The sequence below is a fragment of the Treponema sp. Marseille-Q4130 genome, assembly GCF_014334325.1.
In the GTDB taxonomy this organism is placed as follows: domain Bacteria; phylum Spirochaetota; class Spirochaetia; order Treponematales; family Treponemataceae; genus Treponema_D.
Map to the genome: position 1 here is coordinate 181,800 of NZ_JACSET010000006.1, position 17,349 is coordinate 199,148.

Annotated in this window: 20 protein-coding genes, 2 tRNA genes and 1 pseudogene; 3 read left to right on the forward strand and 20 right to left on the reverse strand. The window is 39.6% G+C overall.

Annotation, left to right across the window (positions count from 1 at the left end; all coding sequences use genetic code 11):
* Positions 1 to 21: 21 nt before the first annotated feature.
* From H9I36_RS08285 to rpsP, 8 genes and pseudogenes are all read right to left on the reverse strand, one after another.
* Positions 22 to 297 carry a phosphohydrolase gene (locus H9I36_RS08285; protein ID WP_187384884.1) on the reverse strand — a complete coding sequence of 92 codons (276 nt, stop codon included), beginning with the start codon at positions 295 to 297 and terminating at the stop codon, positions 22 to 24.
* 102 nt (positions 298 to 399) lie between these two features.
* On the reverse strand, positions 400 to 663 hold the full coding sequence (locus H9I36_RS08290) for an EscU/YscU/HrcU family type III secretion system export apparatus switch protein (RefSeq protein WP_187384885.1): 264 nt from the start codon (positions 661 to 663) through the stop codon (positions 400 to 402).
* A complete protein-coding gene (locus H9I36_RS08295) occupies positions 660 to 1,892 on the reverse strand; it encodes a hypothetical protein (protein WP_187384886.1) in 1,233 nt (410 codons plus the stop codon). The genes H9I36_RS08290 and H9I36_RS08295 overlap by 4 nt, the downstream gene beginning before the upstream one ends.
* Before the next feature lie 237 nt (positions 1,893 to 2,129).
* A pseudogene (rplS, locus tag H9I36_RS08300) lies at positions 2,130 to 2,468 on the reverse strand (50S ribosomal protein L19); the annotation flags it as partial.
* A gap of 1 nt (position 2,469) precedes the next feature.
* Positions 2,470 to 3,261: a tRNA (guanosine(37)-N1)-methyltransferase TrmD gene (gene trmD, locus H9I36_RS08305; RefSeq protein ID WP_016521602.1), complete on the reverse strand. Its 792-nt coding sequence runs from the start codon at positions 3,259 to 3,261 to the stop codon at positions 2,470 to 2,472.
* A 4-nt stretch (positions 3,262 to 3,265) separates the two neighbouring features.
* Complete coding sequence (gene rimM / locus H9I36_RS08310) at positions 3,266 to 3,850, reverse strand: ribosome maturation factor RimM (protein ID WP_187384888.1); 585 nt, start codon at positions 3,848 to 3,850, stop codon at positions 3,266 to 3,268.
* A 7-nt stretch (positions 3,851 to 3,857) separates the two neighbouring features.
* Positions 3,858 to 4,091, reverse strand: coding sequence for a KH domain-containing protein (locus tag H9I36_RS08315; RefSeq protein ID WP_016521604.1), 234 nt, complete (start codon positions 4,089 to 4,091; stop codon positions 3,858 to 3,860).
* Positions 4,092 to 4,109: 18 nt separating this feature from the next.
* Positions 4,110 to 4,358, reverse strand: a complete 249-nt coding sequence (gene rpsP, locus H9I36_RS08320; RefSeq protein ID WP_187384889.1) for a 30S ribosomal protein S16 — start codon at positions 4,356 to 4,358, stop codon at positions 4,110 to 4,112.
* 461 nt (positions 4,359 to 4,819) lie between these two features.
* Here rpsP and H9I36_RS08325 point away from each other — a divergent pair, with 461 nt between their 5' ends.
* The 3 genes from H9I36_RS08325 (at position 4,820) to H9I36_RS08335 (ending at position 6,610) form a co-directional block, all read left to right on the forward strand.
* Complete coding sequence (locus tag H9I36_RS08325; RefSeq protein ID WP_187384890.1) at positions 4,820 to 6,133, forward strand: solute carrier family 23 protein; 1,314 nt, start codon at positions 4,820 to 4,822, stop codon at positions 6,131 to 6,133.
* A 276-nt stretch (positions 6,134 to 6,409) separates the two neighbouring features.
* Positions 6,410 to 6,483: transfer RNA gene (locus tag H9I36_RS08330), tRNA-Asp, on the forward strand.
* Positions 6,484 to 6,537: 54 nt separating this feature from the next.
* Positions 6,538 to 6,610: transfer RNA gene (locus H9I36_RS08335), tRNA-Pro, on the forward strand.
* A gap of 157 nt (positions 6,611 to 6,767) precedes the next feature.
* On the opposite strand, the gene H9I36_RS08340 is transcribed toward H9I36_RS08335, so the two are convergent.
* The 12 genes from H9I36_RS08340 to H9I36_RS08395 all read right to left on the reverse strand — a co-directional run.
* Positions 6,768 to 7,745, reverse strand: a complete 978-nt coding sequence (locus H9I36_RS08340; RefSeq protein ID WP_187384891.1) for a GDP-L-fucose synthase family protein — start codon at positions 7,743 to 7,745, stop codon at positions 6,768 to 6,770.
* Positions 7,746 to 7,749: 4 nt separating this feature from the next.
* Entirely contained in the window at positions 7,750 to 7,992 is a 243-nt protein-coding gene (locus tag H9I36_RS08345; RefSeq protein WP_187384892.1) for an acyltransferase, read from the reverse strand.
* A gap of 439 nt (positions 7,993 to 8,431) precedes the next feature.
* Positions 8,432 to 9,511, reverse strand: a complete 1,080-nt coding sequence (gmd, locus tag H9I36_RS08350) for a GDP-mannose 4,6-dehydratase (protein WP_187384893.1) — start codon at positions 9,509 to 9,511, stop codon at positions 8,432 to 8,434.
* A 27-nt stretch (positions 9,512 to 9,538) separates the two neighbouring features.
* Positions 9,539 to 10,312 (reverse strand): glycosyltransferase, encoded by a 774-nt coding sequence (locus H9I36_RS08355; protein ID WP_255422708.1) that lies wholly within the window; start codon positions 10,310 to 10,312, stop codon positions 9,539 to 9,541.
* Between the two features lie 60 nt (positions 10,313 to 10,372).
* Complete coding sequence (locus tag H9I36_RS08360; RefSeq protein WP_187384895.1) at positions 10,373 to 11,464, reverse strand: glycosyltransferase family 4 protein; 1,092 nt, start codon at positions 11,462 to 11,464, stop codon at positions 10,373 to 10,375.
* Positions 11,457 to 12,533, reverse strand: coding sequence for a glycosyltransferase (locus H9I36_RS08365; protein WP_187384896.1), 1,077 nt, complete (start codon positions 12,531 to 12,533; stop codon positions 11,457 to 11,459). Before H9I36_RS08365 ends, H9I36_RS08360 begins: the two co-directional genes overlap by 8 nt.
* Before the next feature lie 14 nt (positions 12,534 to 12,547).
* Positions 12,548 to 13,681, reverse strand: a complete 1,134-nt coding sequence (locus H9I36_RS08370) for an EpsG family protein (protein WP_222864669.1) — start codon at positions 13,679 to 13,681, stop codon at positions 12,548 to 12,550.
* Entirely contained in the window at positions 13,682 to 14,992 is a 1,311-nt protein-coding gene (locus tag H9I36_RS08375) for a glycosyltransferase (protein ID WP_187384898.1), read from the reverse strand. It lies immediately after the preceding gene.
* Complete coding sequence (locus tag H9I36_RS08380) at positions 14,992 to 15,618, reverse strand: Nmad2 family putative nucleotide modification protein (protein WP_187384899.1); 627 nt, start codon at positions 15,616 to 15,618, stop codon at positions 14,992 to 14,994. The genes H9I36_RS08375 and H9I36_RS08380 overlap by 1 nt, the downstream gene beginning before the upstream one ends.
* A 1-nt stretch (position 15,619) precedes the next feature.
* Positions 15,620 to 16,090, reverse strand: coding sequence for a TIR domain-containing protein (locus H9I36_RS08385; RefSeq protein ID WP_187384900.1), 471 nt, complete (start codon positions 16,088 to 16,090; stop codon positions 15,620 to 15,622).
* 13 nt (positions 16,091 to 16,103) lie between these two features.
* Positions 16,104 to 17,066, reverse strand: a complete 963-nt coding sequence (locus tag H9I36_RS08390) for a nucleotide kinase domain-containing protein (protein ID WP_187384901.1) — start codon at positions 17,064 to 17,066, stop codon at positions 16,104 to 16,106.
* On the reverse strand, positions 17,059 to 17,349 hold a 291-nt coding region (locus tag H9I36_RS08395), incomplete at its 5' end, for a hypothetical protein (protein WP_187384902.1). The genes H9I36_RS08390 and H9I36_RS08395, both read right to left, overlap by 8 nt.

Here is a 17,349-nt window from a genome sequence, read left to right on the forward strand (position 1 = left end):
ACTGACGATTTTCGCTTTGCGTCACGCGTTTACCGGTGTATCGTCGTCAATGGGTTCGAGTTCGTCCACATCTTCGAGGTTCGCGTTCGTTTGCGCATCGATTTCGGCCTGCGAAAGGACGTGCCCGACGGTGAGCAAAAACGGGATGTTCCATGTTTTGAGCGCCGCAAGATGATACGGCTTTGCCGGCTTTCCCGCGGCGAGAAACATATTTTTTCCGTCGTCGAAAAATATCGGCGCGGAAAAGCGCATACCTTCTTTGATATCGTTTTGCGTAAGTTTTAAAAAACCTGCCATACAACCCCCTCGTATTTTTTAGGCTGAACCTCGAGTTTTGAAAGCATCACTCGAAATCGAACCTTCAATAAGTTTCGTCCCTTAAAAATCCGATCGATTTTTTTAAGATGTCCTTTTATCGTTTTTAGCCTGTGCGTGCAGCACAAAGGCGAATATCCCCGCAAGCACGCCCCAGGTCTCTTCCGGCACATACGAGCCGATTTCTCCGAGCGTCAAAACATCGGCGAGGTTCGCATTTTCGACGACGGCGATGCCCTGCTCTTTTGCGATTGCGGCAAGCCTTTCCGCAGCTTCGCCGCGAGCCGATGCCGTTATAAAAGGCGAAGGCGCTCCTTCGGGATATTTCAGCGCAACCGCTTTTTTCATACGCTGCCTCTGACAACGGAAATACGGCTTTTTTCGTAAAACCCTGAAAGCGCGCTGCCGTCCGAGCGTTCGACACTGAACGATTTTCCGCCGAACGCCGCTTCGAGCGCTTTTTCGAGCGCCGCGCTTTCATCTGCAGAGTCCGTGCCCTGTACAGCGTAAAGCACGCGCCCTTTCTGTAAGTATATCACAAAATAATAAAATTGCCCACCGAAATCGAGCGTCACCGTACATTTTTCCGCTTTTTTTTGTCGCACATCCGTAAAAAAACGGAGAACGCCGCTTCCCGTCTTTGCCCCGCCGTCGAACGAAATCTCGAAAGGGATCTGAATCCAGCCCGCGCCGGAAGAAAACCCGCGGTGATTGAAAAGAGTGAGGACACCAGATTCGCGTTGTTCAAGCGCGCGCTCCGCTCTTACATCGTATGCCGCATCGGACGCCTCAGTGTCGATCGTTGCGGTTTTGCCCTGCACCGCGCCGTTTGCAGCTCTCTTTCCCGACAGCATGCCGCAAAAAAATCGCCGAACTTCCGCTTCGACTTCGGAAACGAGCGCTTTCAGCGGCCGATCCGTATCGATCCCTCTCTTTCCGTCCGCCTCTCCTTTCTCTGCCCGAGCGCCGCTTTGCGATGCGGCGTCTCCTTCGGAGTCCTTATCGCTCTTTTCGTTTTCACCGACGATAGCGGCGACGGCATCTTTTCCCATGGGGATGCCTTTTTGCTCCAAAAGCAGAGCCGCTTCCGCGGCTTCTTTTTCACGCCGGGGAAAAGCCAGCGCGATGCGGCGCGCATCGTTAAAAATTCTCTCGTCGAATTTCATGCCGAGCGACTGCATCGCGGCAAAAAGAGCTGCTGTGACAGAATCGGGTGGAAGATTGAGCGAAGTGAAATAGCGGACGAGTTCCGCATCGGAGAGCGTTCCGTCGGGGTTGAGCGCCGTCGAAAACGTCGTTACGAGATGTTCGTTTGAAAAGGGGGCATCGTCCATAAGCGGTGAAAGGACGAGCGTTCCGTCTTTGAGAGAAACGGAAGCTGAAAAAAGGGCACCCTGCACAAACGGTCTTTCCGACGTAACGGAAAACCTGCCGCCTGCAAAAGAAGCGATATACGAGTTCTGTCCCGTCTGCGAAAGGATGCGCACGGAAACGACATCCCCTTCGCGAAGCTCGTGCCGGTTCGGCATACCGGAAAGGGAAGCCGTCTGAACATATACGCGAGAAATCGTATCCATGCGCCGGAAAAATTATCGAGGAGCTGTCGAAAAAGTAAGCGACTTTTGAGACAGCCCTATCCGCTTCTAAAAACCGCTTGAGTTTTCAGAAGCGACACATTATTTCTTTTTCGCTTTTTCAGCCGCTTCCGCTGCATGTTCTTCTTTTTGCTCTTCTTTTATTGCGGCTTCCTGAGCTGCAGCGGCCGCATCGGCTCGCGCGTTGCGTTCGGCAAGAGCCGCGGCGATGTTTCCGCCGACGCGCGTTTTAATGCGCTTCGCTTTACCGACTGCATCGCGGAGGTAATAGAGTTTTGCACGGCGGACTTTGCCCGGACGCACGATTTCGACTTTTGTAATACGCGGCGAGTGCATCGGGAATACGCGCTCGACTCCGACGCCGTACGACTCTTTGCGAACAGTGAACGTTTCCCGCGTACCGCCGCCGTTTTTCGCGATGACGACACCTTCGTACACTTGAATGCGTTCCGTTTTGCCTTCGACGATTTTAAAGAAAACTTTTACCGTATCGCCGACATTAAATCCCATGGCGCTCGCGCGCTTTTGTTTTTCTTCAATACCCTTAATGATATCCATCTCAGTCTCCAGCTTCCCGAGTCCGTTTCGCCCGCTTCTTTTTTCCGGCGGTTTTAAGCGAAACCTGCTCCGTAATTTCCTTAATAATTTTCTCGGCTTCCGATGAAAGCGTACCCGCGCTACGCGCAGACGCGATCAAATCCGGCCGATTGGCAAGCGTTTTCGCAACGCTCTTCCGCAGCCGCCACGCGCGTATCGCTTCGTGGTTTCCCGACCGCAGCACTTCGGGTACTTCTTCTCCCCGATAATTTTGCGGCCGCGTATACTGCGGATATTCAAGCAACCCGCCCGAATAACTTTCTTCGTCGAGCGATTCCGCCGAAATGACGCCGTCGATCAGGCGGTACACCGTGTCGATGACGACTTCCGCTGCAACCTCTCCGCTCGACATAACGTAATCCCCGATCGAAATCTCTTCGTCGACATATCGATCGATTATCCGCTGGTCGATCCCTTCGTACCGTCCGCAGATAATGACGATTTCGCTTTCGCGGCTCAACTCAAGCGCTTTCGCCTGCGTAAAAGGCTTTCCTCCGGGCGTCACATAGATGACGCGCTTTTTGTACGCCTCTACGCTGTCGAGCGCTTCTCCGAGCGGCTCCGCAAGCATAAGCTGCCCCGCGCCGCCGCCGTACGGACCGTCGTCACAGGAACGGTGTTTATCGCGGGCAAAATCCCTGATATCCGTCAAGACGCAGGAAATAATTCCCTTTTCAACCGCTTTCGCCATAATCGAATTTTCGAAGTACGCGCGCAGGATATCCGGGAATAAGGTCAGCACGGTAAATTGCATGGAATCACTCCAGAATCCAGAGGTGCATCAGCTCCACCGTTTTGCCTTCGATATCGACCGCGCCGATATGCTCCTCCGTAAAAGGAACATAGACCGTTTTCGGCTTTCCCGAAACGGTGCGTTTGACATCGTCCGCAAGAACGCTGCAAGCCTCGGAGATGCGCACTTCCAAGAGCTGCGCCGCTCCGCCTTCCAATACGTCCGTGATCTTGCCTATCGTTTCGACAGGCGCGGCCGAAGCCGCCGATCCGTTTTTCCTCTCATATACGAGAGAACAATCTTTCAAATCATCGATGTACCATTCTCCCTTTTTCAAAGGATAGGCACACTCGCGCGGTACGACCACTTCCCATCCGTTGTACTTTCGTACCGCATCGGGAGAATCGATCCCCGCCAATTTCATAAACACGCAGGTACCGCCCCAGTCCGCAGATTCGACTCTGCGCCGTTCGGTTTCCTCACCGTGCCGTAAAGTGACATCCTTGAGCGAAACGATATGATCGTACGCGCCGGAAGCACTCTCCACTTTACATTCACCCGTAATCCCGTGCGGACCGCGGATAAAGCCGACTGCAAGCTGATCTTTCATCTGCCTTTCAGTCTAAGATGTCGAGACTGTAATGATTTCCGTCCCTTGCCGCCGATGCGCTCAACACCGTGCGCATCGCTTTTGCGATACGGCCGTATTTGCCGATCACTTTACCGATATCGCTTTCAGCCACTTTCAGCTGCAAAACGGGTCCGCGTTCACCCTCCGCTTCGGTCACCGAAACCGCGGAAGGATCATCGACAAGCGACTTTGCAATATATTCGATTAAATCCTTTTCCATTCAACCGCCTCGATGCAATCACTTTGCGGAACGGATCTGTTTGTTGAGCAGCTTACCGACGATGTCCGTCGGCTGTGCACCGACTCCGAGCCAATACTTTGCGCGTTCGACATTGATGTTGATCTGCTTTTCCGCAGCTTCAATCGGCATATAGGTACCGATTTCTTCGATCGCCCGGCCGTCGCGCGGAGAACGCTCATCCATGACAACGACGCGATAGTAGGGACGTTTTTGCGTACCGAACTTTTTCAGTCTGATTTTGACCACTGTAATCCTCCGTAGAACTCGAACCGAACGGGGCCAAGTCCTAAAATAGCACACCTATCGGTGCGAATATTCATTATAGCGGAAGCGGGGGGAGAGCGTCAATCGGAAGGAAATCTTATTATCAAGGGAGATCTTATCGTTAAAATCGATGTGAAAGTTAAATGCAAAAATTAAATGCAAAAATTCTTTTCAAAAAAAAAGGCTTATGCTATACTGTGCCGATTTGTATCACACAGGAGACATGGTAAAAAGCGCCGTCTAAACTATCGCCGTCGCTTTTTACCTCGAGTTTGCGCGGATGTTTGCAGAAGATGTGTATGCGTATTGTTTGATGATAGACGTATGAATATGATACACTTTATTTTGCAAACTCGATTATCTGACGTGTGCGCTCGCGCGCACGACTAAAAACTTTTTCGAAAGTTGCAACTTTCTGCAAAAGTTTTTATGGGAGTTTCTTTATGGATTCATCGAAAATTTTAGGACCTCACGACAAACCGCCGCTCGCGCAGTGGATTCCGCTGAGCTTTCAGCACGTGTTCGCCATGTTCGGCGCGACGATCCTCGTGCCGCTTTTGACGGGTTTGAGTCCGTCGACCGCGCTTTTTACCGCGGGTACAGGAACGCTCATCTACATCCTCATTACGGGAGCGAAAGTGCCGGCATTTTTAGGTTCGTCATTTGCCTTCATCCCCGCGCTTATCGGAATCGGCGAGCAATACGGCGCCGCCTATGCGATGGGAGGGGCGATTTGCGCAGGTTTGTTCTACTGCGTCGTCGCACTCATTATTAAATTTACAGGCAAAGGCTGGATCGACAAAGCGCTTCCTCCGGTAGTCATCGGCTCGGTCATCGTAGTCATCGGTATGAACCTTGCGCCGACCGCGATCAAAGAAGCGATGTATGTCGGATCAAGCGGTGCGATGCAGGATTATTCGCTCGCATACGTGAGCATCGCAGTCGTAACGCTCGGCATCGCCATAGTCGCGACAATTTTTTTGAAAGGGTTTTTCAACACGATTTCGATATTGATCGGACTTGTCGGCGGTTATATCTTCGCACTCGTCATGGGCGCCTTTTTCCCCGCATACCGCGTCATCGATTTTTCAGTCGTGCGCGAAGCGAAGTGGTTTGCGCTCCCGTTTTTGCAAACCGATGCGACCGGTAAGTATTTTTGGCTCGCACCGAAATTCAATTTCGTCGCCTCACTCACCTTCGTCATCGTCTCGCTCGCTACGATCTGCGAACACTTGGGCGATACGCTTACGACATCCCGTGTCGTCGGGAAGGATTTTTTGAAAGACCCCGGCTTGCACCGAACGCTCGTCGGCGACGGCCTTGCGACGGCGTGGGCTGCAGTGTGGGGCGGTCCGCCGAACACGACATACGGAGAAAACATCGGCGTTATGGCGATTACGAAAGTGTACAGCGTGTGGGTTATCGGAGGGGCTGCGGTCATCGCATTCGTGCTGTCATTTTGCCAAAAATTCGGTGCCGTCATTCAAACGATCCCCGGCCCCGTGCTCGGCGGCGTTTCGATGCTCCTGTACGGACTCATCGCATCCAGCGGTTTGCGCACCCTCGTCGAAGAAGGCGTCGATTATAAAGACAAACGCAACCTGACGATTTCGTCGGTCGTCATGGTCATCGGAATCGGCGGCGGTATTTTACAGTTTACCGTCGGAAGCGATTTCGTGTTCAGCTTGGGCGGAGTCGCGCTTTCGACCGTCGTCGGCATCATATTGAATTTAATAATTCCGAAAACGATGGAATAAGCGAGACGTAACAAAACCTCGCGCATCGCATCTTCGACGGAAGGCATTCGGACGACACCGTTTTGCGATCCCGCCCTCCGCAATTCCGCAGCCGCTCCAGCCGCCTCGCATCCGCTCCGGCGGCCGCTCCGCGTTGCTCCGGTCGGGCGTAGGCGCATCGTGCATACGGGCGCCTTTATGCACCCAAAAAACGTTGTACCGATTCTCCGATTCAATTCAAAGGCGTTCGACGTACTTGACATAAAAAATTAAATTATGCTATAGTATGGAAATCACGGGGGCGTAGCGAAGCTGGTTATCGCGCTGGCCTGTCACGCCGGAGACCACGGGTTCGAGCCCCGTCGCTCCCGTAACCACCCATTCCGCGGAATGGGTATTTTTTTCACGCCGGAAAAACCGACGAACGGGCAATAGCGCAGTTGGTAGCGCGCTTGGTTCGGGACCAAGAGGTCGGCGGTTCAAATCCGCCTTGCCCGACTGCTAATTCCTTGCTATATATAGACTTATCGAACACGGGGCTTTTTGCGACTTTTTAAAAAGTCAATTCGAGGTTTGTATATGGACGCGATTAGACCAATATTTACTCATTAGACACTAGAACTTCATAATCCTTGAAGAGAATCTAGAAAATCAATCATTTTCTTACATCTCCATGCAAAAAGTCATCATAACTAATTTCCACACCTTCTTTCACATCTACCTTAGCTTTCCAACCAAGTGCATTCAATCGTGTTACGTCACACAGCTTACGCGGTGTACCATTAGGTTTTGATGAATCCCATTCCATCTTACAGGTGCGACCGCTGGAAGCTACATCAGCATATACCACATCGCGAACAGTTTCTGCAAGTTGTGCTATCGTGCATTCTTTCCCTGTCCCCACATTTACAAAATCACCTGTAGGAGTTCGTAAATCACTAGCATTCTTGTTTTCCATAAGATATACAACCGCATCTGCAAGGTCTCCCGCATACAAAAACTCACGGAGCGGAGAGCCGTCCCCCCATAGGTGTACCACATCTTTCCCAGTTTCTTTAGCCTCATGGAATTTTCGAATCATTGCTGGAAAAACGTGGCTTCCCTGTAATTCATAGTTATCACCAAGACCATAAAGATTTGTAGGCATAACGCTTAAATAGTTAGTACCGAACTGTTTGTTATATGCCGTACAAAGTTTTATTACGCTTATTTTTGCCAACGCATAGGCATCATTTGTCGGCTCAAGAGAGCCTGTCAATAAAGCTTCTTCTTTTATTGGTTGTTCGGCCATCTTTGGATAAATACAAGTCGAACCAAGATTCATAAGTTTTTTTACACCGTTTAGTCGAGCAGATTCAACTACATTGAAGCCTATAACCATATTCTTATAAAGAAAATCAGCTGGATAGATTGAATTTGCACCGATACCTCCTACATGAGCAGCTGCAAGAAAAACATAGTCAGGTTTTTCAGAAGCAAAAAAATCGAATACAGCTTTTTGGTTTAATAAATCAAGTTCCTTATGTGTACGAGTAATAATATTTGTATAGCCTCTGTCGTTAAGAGCTCTAACAATTGCTCCTCCTACCAATCCTCTGTGTCCTGCTACATAGATTTTTTCATTTTTTAACATACTATTAACCTTCCCATTCTACGTTTTCTTTTAACAAGCGAACTGGTGTGCCACCATAAATACAATTACTTTTTTTTAATTTCTTAGCAACTGTAGAGTTGGCGGCAATAATAACATCCTTTGGAATATATGACCCCTTCAATATAGTATTTCTACAGCCAATCCAAACATGGGAGCCTATATAAACAGGCTTATCGTCATTGACTACATTACCATTCTCCATAATTTTATGAAAATCAGTATCCATTATAAGACAATCCCAACTGATAATTGTATCACTACCAATCTCTATGCCACAGCAACAAATAAGTGAAGTATTTCCTGTAACGGTTACATTATTTTCAATAATAACTTTAGATTCAGCTCCAACTACAATCCTTGTTCCAGAACACAGTCTTACCCCCCCCCCCCCGAAATATCAATTTACCAGTTCTAGAAAATTGTAAAATACTTCTCTGATACCGACTATCAATAATTCCTGCATTATCATAGCCTATTTGAACCATTCCAGTCTTTACAATATTTGAATCAATCTCGATATTACCTTTATGAATCCTCAAAATTTTAAGATTCTTAGAAAAAAGAATTGGTAATTTATAAGCTTGATGGAATGGTAACAAATAAAAGTTCAGATAGATTGACTTTATATTTATCATTCGAAAAAATTTGAGTAGCCGATTCATTTTCTATCTCTGATGCAAAACTCTTTCAGCTTTTACATACTCCATATCATATCCCATCATTAATTTTACGAGCTCAGGGAATGACGTTTTTGTTGGATTCCAGCCAAGAATTTCTTTCGCTTTTGTTGGATCGCCAAGTAAGGTTTCAACTTCAGCAGGACGGAAATATCTAGGGTCAACTTCTATAAGAACATCTCCATTTGCTTTATTATAGCCTTTTTCATTTAAACCATCACCTTTAAACTCAAGCTCAATACCTGCTTCTCTAAAAGCATATTGACAAAATTCACGTACTGAATGCTGTTCCCCAGTAGCAACCACAAAGTCATCAGCTTTATCTTGCTGCAAAATTAACCACATACATTCTACATAATCTTTTGCATATCCCCAGTCTCGAAGTGCATTCAAATTTCCAAGATAGAGTTTTTTCTGTAATCCTTGAGCGATACGACTTGCTGCAAGTGTAATCTTGCGAGTTACGAAAGTTTCTCCGCGACGTTCCGACTCATGATTAAATAAAATACCATTAGCACAGAACATATTATAACTTTCCCGATAATTTTTCATAATCCAAAAACCGTACATCTTAGCAACAGCATACGGAGAGCGAGGATAAAAAGGAGTTGTTTCTTTTTGCGGAACTTCTTGAACTTTACCAAATAACTCTGATGTAGATGCTTGATAAATACGGCAAGTTTTTTCCATACCTAAAAAGTGAACCGCCTCTAAAATACGCAAAACACCGGTTGCATCACAGTCGGCAGTGTATTCAGGAACTTCAAAAGAAACTTGAACATGGCTTTGTGCACCAAGGTTATAGATTTCAGTTGGTTTTATTTCCCGAATTAAGCGGATAAGACTTTCAGAATCTGTAAGATCCCCATAGTGAAGATAAACTTTGCGGTTTTTGTGCATGTCCTCAATAACATCATCAAGATAAAGATGTTCAATGCGTCCTGTATTGAATGATGACGAGCGTCGGATGATTCCGTGTACTTCATAGCCCTTCTCAAGCAGAAATTCCGCAAGAAAAGAGCCGTCCTGACCTGTTATTCCTGTAATGAGGGCGATTTTGTTTGACATTGTAATAATCTCCTGTAATTTGCAAATCTATTTTTCTTGTAATTCTATAAGTATTGCTTTATTCATTGCTTTTCGTTCATTATCAAATACCCAACCGAATTTGTTAAAATACCTTATAGCACTTTTTATATGCATCATAAGATTTTTTTTATTTTTATAGCTTTCTTTTGCATGATTATGAACGATGGTTACGCAAGGAAAGTAAATGGTTTTTGCTACTCGGTGTATTCTTCTAATTAAATCAAAGTCTTCACAATACATAAAGTATCTTTCATCAAAAAAAAGATTATTTTTTTTGAGAGTAGAAAGACGCATAAACATAAAACATCCACTTAAACACGGTGGGTTTATAATTTTATAATAGCCAGAATTGCGAAGCTCATATCGATTATTAAGGCTGGTAATCCATTTTATCTTTGGCATAAATCTACGAAAAATCAAATCAAATGGTGTCGGCAGTAATTTACAAAGATATTGCAATTCTCCATTTGGATATGTCACACGAGGAAGGATATATCCGACGTCCAGATTTAAATTCATATAACTAAGTAGTTCAGGCAGAACATTTGCTTCAAAATAAATATCTGGGTTCAATACCAAATGATAATCGCCACCTGCTTCGATTGCTTCCTGCAGTGCGATATTATGGCTTGCACCATAGCCAAGATTAATATTATGAATATAACGAATTTCTATCCCACATCCAACATATTCTTTTTCTAAAATCCGCCATTTATCATTTGGTGAATTATCAATTATATATAAAATATGAACGCACAAAGAATCAATAAGTGATTTCATTACTGTATTAATCTGAATGCGAGGCGTATTAAAAAGAACAATACTTACTGTTAACATTGTTTACCTTATAATAATACCTATCAGCTGTTTTGCTGAGTTTTGCCAAGAAAAAGCAAACGAATCTTTTTCAGCTTGATTTGAAAGCGATTTTTGCAAATCAGGATTTTCAATCAATTTTATTAAACAAGCAATACATTGATTCACTTTTTTAGGTTCAAAACACAAACAATTCTTCTTATCAAAAGCATATTCTCTGCATCCCTTGCTGTCGCTTGTAATCACAGCGCAACCACAACTCATGGCTTCAAGACCAGGAAGTCCGAAACCTTCCCACCATGAAGTTGAGACAAAAATATTTGATTTATTATAATATTCTGCAATTTCAGTATCGGATTTGGGCTTAATAATTTGTACCTGTTTTGGAAACTGAAATTCAGACAAATCATCATTACTTATCACATAGATATTGGTTATTGAACTTAAAATATCTTCCGGCATTTGTTCTAATGCAAATTGAAAGGTTTTTAGACCTTTCCATTTGTGTCGTCTACCAACGACACAAATGGAATTTCCGCTTTCGCGAATGGGATTATTCTGATTACAAAAAATTTCGTGATTTACAGCTGGATAAACAAGTTTATAAGGAATATCCGTTCTTCTTGAAATTTCCAGATATGCATCATAAGTAAATTTTGAGTTAAAAATATAATTAATTTTTTCTTTATATGATTTTTTGCACATTAATTTATAAATCTTTTTAAGTACAAAGTTATTAAAAATATGATTATGATCAAAAATAGAGTAATCATCAGCTTGTATGAACCTATAGATATTTTGTTTATCCTTAAATTCTTTGATAAAAAGACAAAAAATAGGATCTGAAACAATTATAGGAATATCTTTATAATTCTGATTCACAAATGCAATTGTCTTTTTTATATTTCGTATTTTCTGTAGTTTTGAATTTGATTTTATTCCAATCGTTTTGATTTGAATTTTAAACTCTACATTGAAAGTGTTTCCTTCATCACTATTGTTTGGATAAATAATATCAATTTCATATTGAGCCGATAAACAATTTGCTAGTTCAAAAAAAACCCTATTCCCACCACCGGTTTTCAAAGATGGAACTACAAAAACAATCTTACGCATTCTCTATTTCCTTTATTAGGTTTTTATAATTTTCAGTTCTTGCATTAAGAGAATAATACTCTTCAAATATTTTTCGTAGATTCTCACAAAAAGAAGGAAGTTCGGTATTTTTCAATGCAACTAGTGTATTTATAAACTCTTCAGAAGTATCACATCTATAAACATATTTCAATTCATTAATATATCCTACAAGCCCCTCTGAAGTTGATATTAAAGGCTTTCCATACATTAAACATTCTGCTGTCTTTGTTTTCATTCCGGAGCCTTCAAAAACAGGCTGAACAACAATATCAGCACGTTCATATTCTTTATCTAAACTATCGACATAGCCCATTATATTAATTTTTGACTTATCATTCAATTGTTTCAGGAATTCTTCTTTTTCAAACCCTCTTCCAATTATGGTCAACCTATAATCAACATACGGAAGTACTTTATTTATAAACCAGACAAGACCATGAATATTAGGGAAAAAATATGAACCGACAAATAACAACTCTTTTGGTTTTTTTATTATATTTTTTTTATTAAAAATATAATAATTTTCTAATGCGATAGGAGATAAAAAAGAGTTTGGGATAAAACCATACCTTTTTATGCAATCTTTATTATCTCGTTCGGTAAGAAAAACACATCTTGCAGAATATTTCAAAGAAAAATATTCATTTATATAAACAGAATGCAACAAAGGAATTGAAACTATTTTTCTTTTTATTGATTGTTTATATATCTCATACTCACAATTATGGAAAAATGTAACAACTTTTGCAGTTGTTCTTTTATTAATTCCTTTTGAAAGTTTTCCGTATAAAGAAGTATCGATAAAAACAATATCGATTTTTTCTTTATTAATTTTTCTTATTATTGTATTTATATGCATTTTAGTAAGACCACATTTATATCCACGCAAAGTATCATAAATTTTGGATAACTTACTTTTTCTTAAAGTAATATAATATTCTGAAAACTGTAATGTATTATTTTTTAGAGCCAGCCGATTAATTTTGCGACAAATAATCCCACCGGTAGCGAATAATTCATTAGCAATAGAAATGTATAAAAGATTCATAATATTGTAAAACTCTATTTAAAGGTTTCATTGTATGCTTGCCGCTCTTTATAAGAGGAAGCCCCAAAAAGCCAATTTTCATATCTTTGTACAGGTTGATGATATAAACTTATTTTTAAAAGGCAATATGAAAGTATACATATTGAATATATAAGCTGATTTTTCTTTGTTTGTTTTCTTATGAGCAAAGGAATTATTATCCAATAACAAAAAACAAAAATTAGTGAAACCCGATTTGAAACCTCATTGAATCCAAAAAATAAAAAATATAGCGAAAAATAAATTAGAAATAATTTCATAGCTATTATTCCAATCTTTTCTTTTGTAAATTTCTCAAAATTAATATATACAAGGGAAAATGTAATAATTTTTTCCAAAACTCCAAAAGTGAGCATCCTAGCTGCGGAAAAATTATTTTGCTCGAGCATATAAGATGTAATTGCCTTTTGTATTATTGGAGGTAGTATAGAGCCAAATAAAGTATTAACTATAAAAAAAAGAGGTCGTGATATAAAGGCTACCAATACACTTAATATACCTGTATATAAAAATGATTTCCTTGACATGTTAATACAAAAAAAAGGGTAACATATCAAATAAATTACTGCCGATTTATGAAAAGATATTGCTATTAAACATAAAAAATAATATTTGATAACTTTTTTTTCGTTTATATATCTTAGTGCATTAAAAAACAATAATATTGCTTTTATATTTCTAAAAAGATCTATAAATGCAATCATTCCTGACATTGCAAGAAAAATCACAATATTAAGTGCTCTTTCAGAATCAAAATATTCCAAAGCTTTATGTAACAAAAACAAATCTATAGTTGCATCGATTATCTGGAAAGTGAGAAAATCATTCGTAAACAACTTTAAGAATCCACAATAGTAAACATATCCAGGCTCCCACCATGTATATTTTAAATAATCACTATTAATAATCTCCCAAATATTCGGTACATGGTCAAAGAAAAAAGCATAATTAAAGCAATCAGTAAAGATATATCCTCTAAATGCAAAGAAGATCCACAAAATAAAGTATATAAACAATTTTTCAGATTTTTGATATACCAATGCAGAATTTGAGGCATAATGTCTGAGAAAAAAAACAAGAACTAGAGTTATATACGGAAGAGCTATCATTTATAAAAATAAATCCTTAGGGGAACATTTATAATCTAAATTTGTTATACGTTGATTAATTATTTTCGCAGGAACGCCAGCTACAATCCCATAATCAGGAACATCTTTTGTAACAACGGCTCCGGCACATACCACAGCTCCTTTCCCGATCCTTACACCTTGCAAAATTGTAGTTCCAAAACCTATCCAGGCAAAATCTTTAATAACGATTGGAGCAAGTTTTACAGGAAACTTACTATTTTGCATGTTATGGCTTCCTGTTATTATTGCTGATTTATATGAAATGGAAACATTATTTCCTATGGCAATTCCTCCTCTACCATCCAGAAAACAATATCTGTTTATATGACAATTCTTTCCAATCCGTATTTTTGAAGGAGATATAAAATGTTGAAACATATTTATAACAGAACCTCTCCCCAATGACATTCTGCTAAGAGAATAAAATAGTTTTCTGATAATCCAGATGGGTACTACGTTTATAATACCGTTAAGAATCATATTCTGATAAAATAAAGAAAATACAGTATAAACTTTGTGTAAAATTATTATCTGCTGTAAAAACGCCTTAAATAGCTGCACATAATATTTTAAATTTGAAGAACCTGAAATTAAATGATTATATTTTATTTGCAGATATCGATTACCTGAGGCTCCGTCAAATTCCCAAACTAAGATATTTTCAGGAATATATTCAAAAACACAACCGTCAATATATGCTGAATGAATAAACAAAAAATCCAATGCGAACCCACAATCTTTTCTTTCCAAATTAAACAAGTGTTCTTTATGGTAAATCGATTTCACAAACGATGCACCGTGTCTATACAATGGAGAAAAAAGTAATGTTTTAATTGAGCTATCTGCAAAAACTGTAACTGCTGTTCCATCAGGTTTTATATATGTCGAATCCCCATAAATAATTGAAACTTCATCAGGATAATCTTTTTCAAATACTTGTTTTAAAACATATTTACTATAAAACACATCTCCTGCATTCATAAAGTTTATCCAGTCTCCCTTCGCAAGACTAATCCCTTTATTCATCGCATCATAAATACCTTTGTCCGGTTCACTCTGCCAATAATCAATTTTATCCTCATACTTTTTAATAATATCAATGGTTCCGTCTTTACTGCCTCCATCTATCACTATGTATTCGACATTTTCGTAAGTCTGGCTAAGAACACTTTGGATTGTATTTTCTAATGTAGATTCATCGTTATAAACAACCGTTACAACAGTAATGAGAGGTTTTCCATCTGTTGATGTTTTTGTTATTCCGCGAGTACGGAGTCCACCACAAAGCATTATTTTTCACCTCCATATCTTTTGAATTCATCAGAAAACTCTTTAGGAAAACCATAAATGCCACAATCACCTTGACTTTTAATCCATTCTACAAATTTTCCTACTCTAATATCATTTGTAGAATCAAAAACTCGGTGACTTCTACATTCAGGCGCAAAACGTCTATATTTTACATCACATAAGATTGCATCTTTTCCCCAATACCAAAAGGTATGACCATATACCACATATTCACAACTTAAATCTCGTTTCTTATTGTATATATTTTCATTTCCGTCTTTATAACTATGATGCGAATTTTCTTGTACATATTTTCCATTAATCTTATGGTAAATATTATCTCCATAACATTGTTTTAAGCTGCCCTGCAAGTATGGATGCTTTTGAAGAAATTGTTCAGAATTCCAATATTCATCAAATGTCATTTTTCCTTCTACTTGCATCGCAAATATAATTCTATTTTTTAATTTACTATCTTGTGCAAAACTTCCAAAGCCGACAATCCAATCTCCTATTATGGCAGCTTTTCGTATTCTAGGTTTACAAGTCGCTAATGTACAACAGCCATAAAATGGGTTGGGGGCAAAACCAAAATCACGTGTAATCACATAGGTATATAATTTCATTTTAACATTCCCCATGATTCATTGCTGTTCCAAGTGCAATAGAAGTTCCATGTGCATCTTTGTATATAATATTACCATCCAGGGCCTTTTTTATATCATTCCCATTCCATGGGACAATGGAATCCGCAAAGTCTTTCAGACCTTCTGGAATTTCATAATTATAATCTTTTGAAACATGAACTCCGATAACTTGTTTCCCAAGTTTTATAGCTTCCTCAATTTCCCAGTTTACCCAATCGGACTTTGAAGTTTCTTTTCCTATAAGAACAACAACAGTTCCTGCCCATTCCATTTTGGGTTTTATGATTGAATATTTTATATAATTTTCATCATGAGCATTATTTGGCCTTTCAGAAGTTAATGATGAATCTTTAAAGGAAAAGCCTTCTTTTTCCATCATTGATTTAAAATCTGAAATCAATTCTTCATGCTCACCACAATGTGCTACAAAAATATTCTTTTTGTTTGCCAACGTTTTTCTCTCTCTATTTTTCTATAATACAATGCCATTTAGGAGGAAAGTTATAATCAATTCTTTTTTTTTCAATGTATTCATATTTTTGCTTTATTCGCGAATGACCAATATTAAACTCTGGATTGGATACTCGTGTATATTTATCTAACTCACAAAAAATATTCTGACAATCTATAAGTTGTAAAGGTCTGTTTCCGATTCTCTTGAAATCTAATCCCCGCTTTTTAAACTCTTCATCTTGATGTTCTGCTGCATAATGAATTATCTCTTCATCAGATAAACATATTCTAGGAAAACATTTTTTTATTCCGTGTTTTGCTCCCGGCCCAGCCACAACAAAAGACATTTCATCAAAATTACAAATCTCGCTGTAATTAAGATCGATAGCATATTGAAATGCAAGGAACTTTCCTATTGTCGGATAAGAAAGCAACAGCAAATATAAGTCTTCTAAAGTTTTACAATTAGATATTTTCTTTACAATTCCATCCTTGAACATATATTTTATAAATGCCAAATGATTCTTGTGCTTTCTTGGACTTCCAAATGAAGTCGTTCCAGATGGCATTATATATGCAGCTGAATATATTTTTTCTCCGGCTTCTTGTAAAACGTCCAAAAAAGCTCCATATTTTTCTTCATCAAAAGAACCATAATCAATCTTATTAAAGTGACTTTCAATTTTTTGCCACGTCTCTATTTTATTAAATATTTTAAATAAAAGGATTCTGAAAACAGTATCCTCATCGGAATAGTTTTCACCATTATAAATTACATTGTTGATTAAATACTGTGAGACTCTATCGGTTGCCCTATATACATTGGTGAATTTATATGTTTGCAAAATCTGATCGTCGGACCAAGGAGTAGACTTTTTATTAATACGATTAAAAAAGATCTCTTGTCTTTTTACAGCAAATTGCCAATATAAATCATATATTGAAGAATTTTGAATTTCTTGCTTCTTATTCATTTTCTGTCTTTTCTTCTGGCTTATAATTTACTTCTTCAAGTAAATTATTATCTTCTAAGTATCTCATTAACTCTTTTCTGATAGTTTCCTTTTCATTATATTTTGTACAATCAATTGTGAATTTATTTTTTTCTTTTGAATTTAATTCATAGTTAATCTCAACAAGATTCTCTGAAGTACCATTGGTTTTATATTCAAATTTTATTGATTTATGAAAATCAAACTCCCTTTCTTCGGTATATTGTCCATCCCTGAAAATAATTTTATAAACAAAATATTGTCT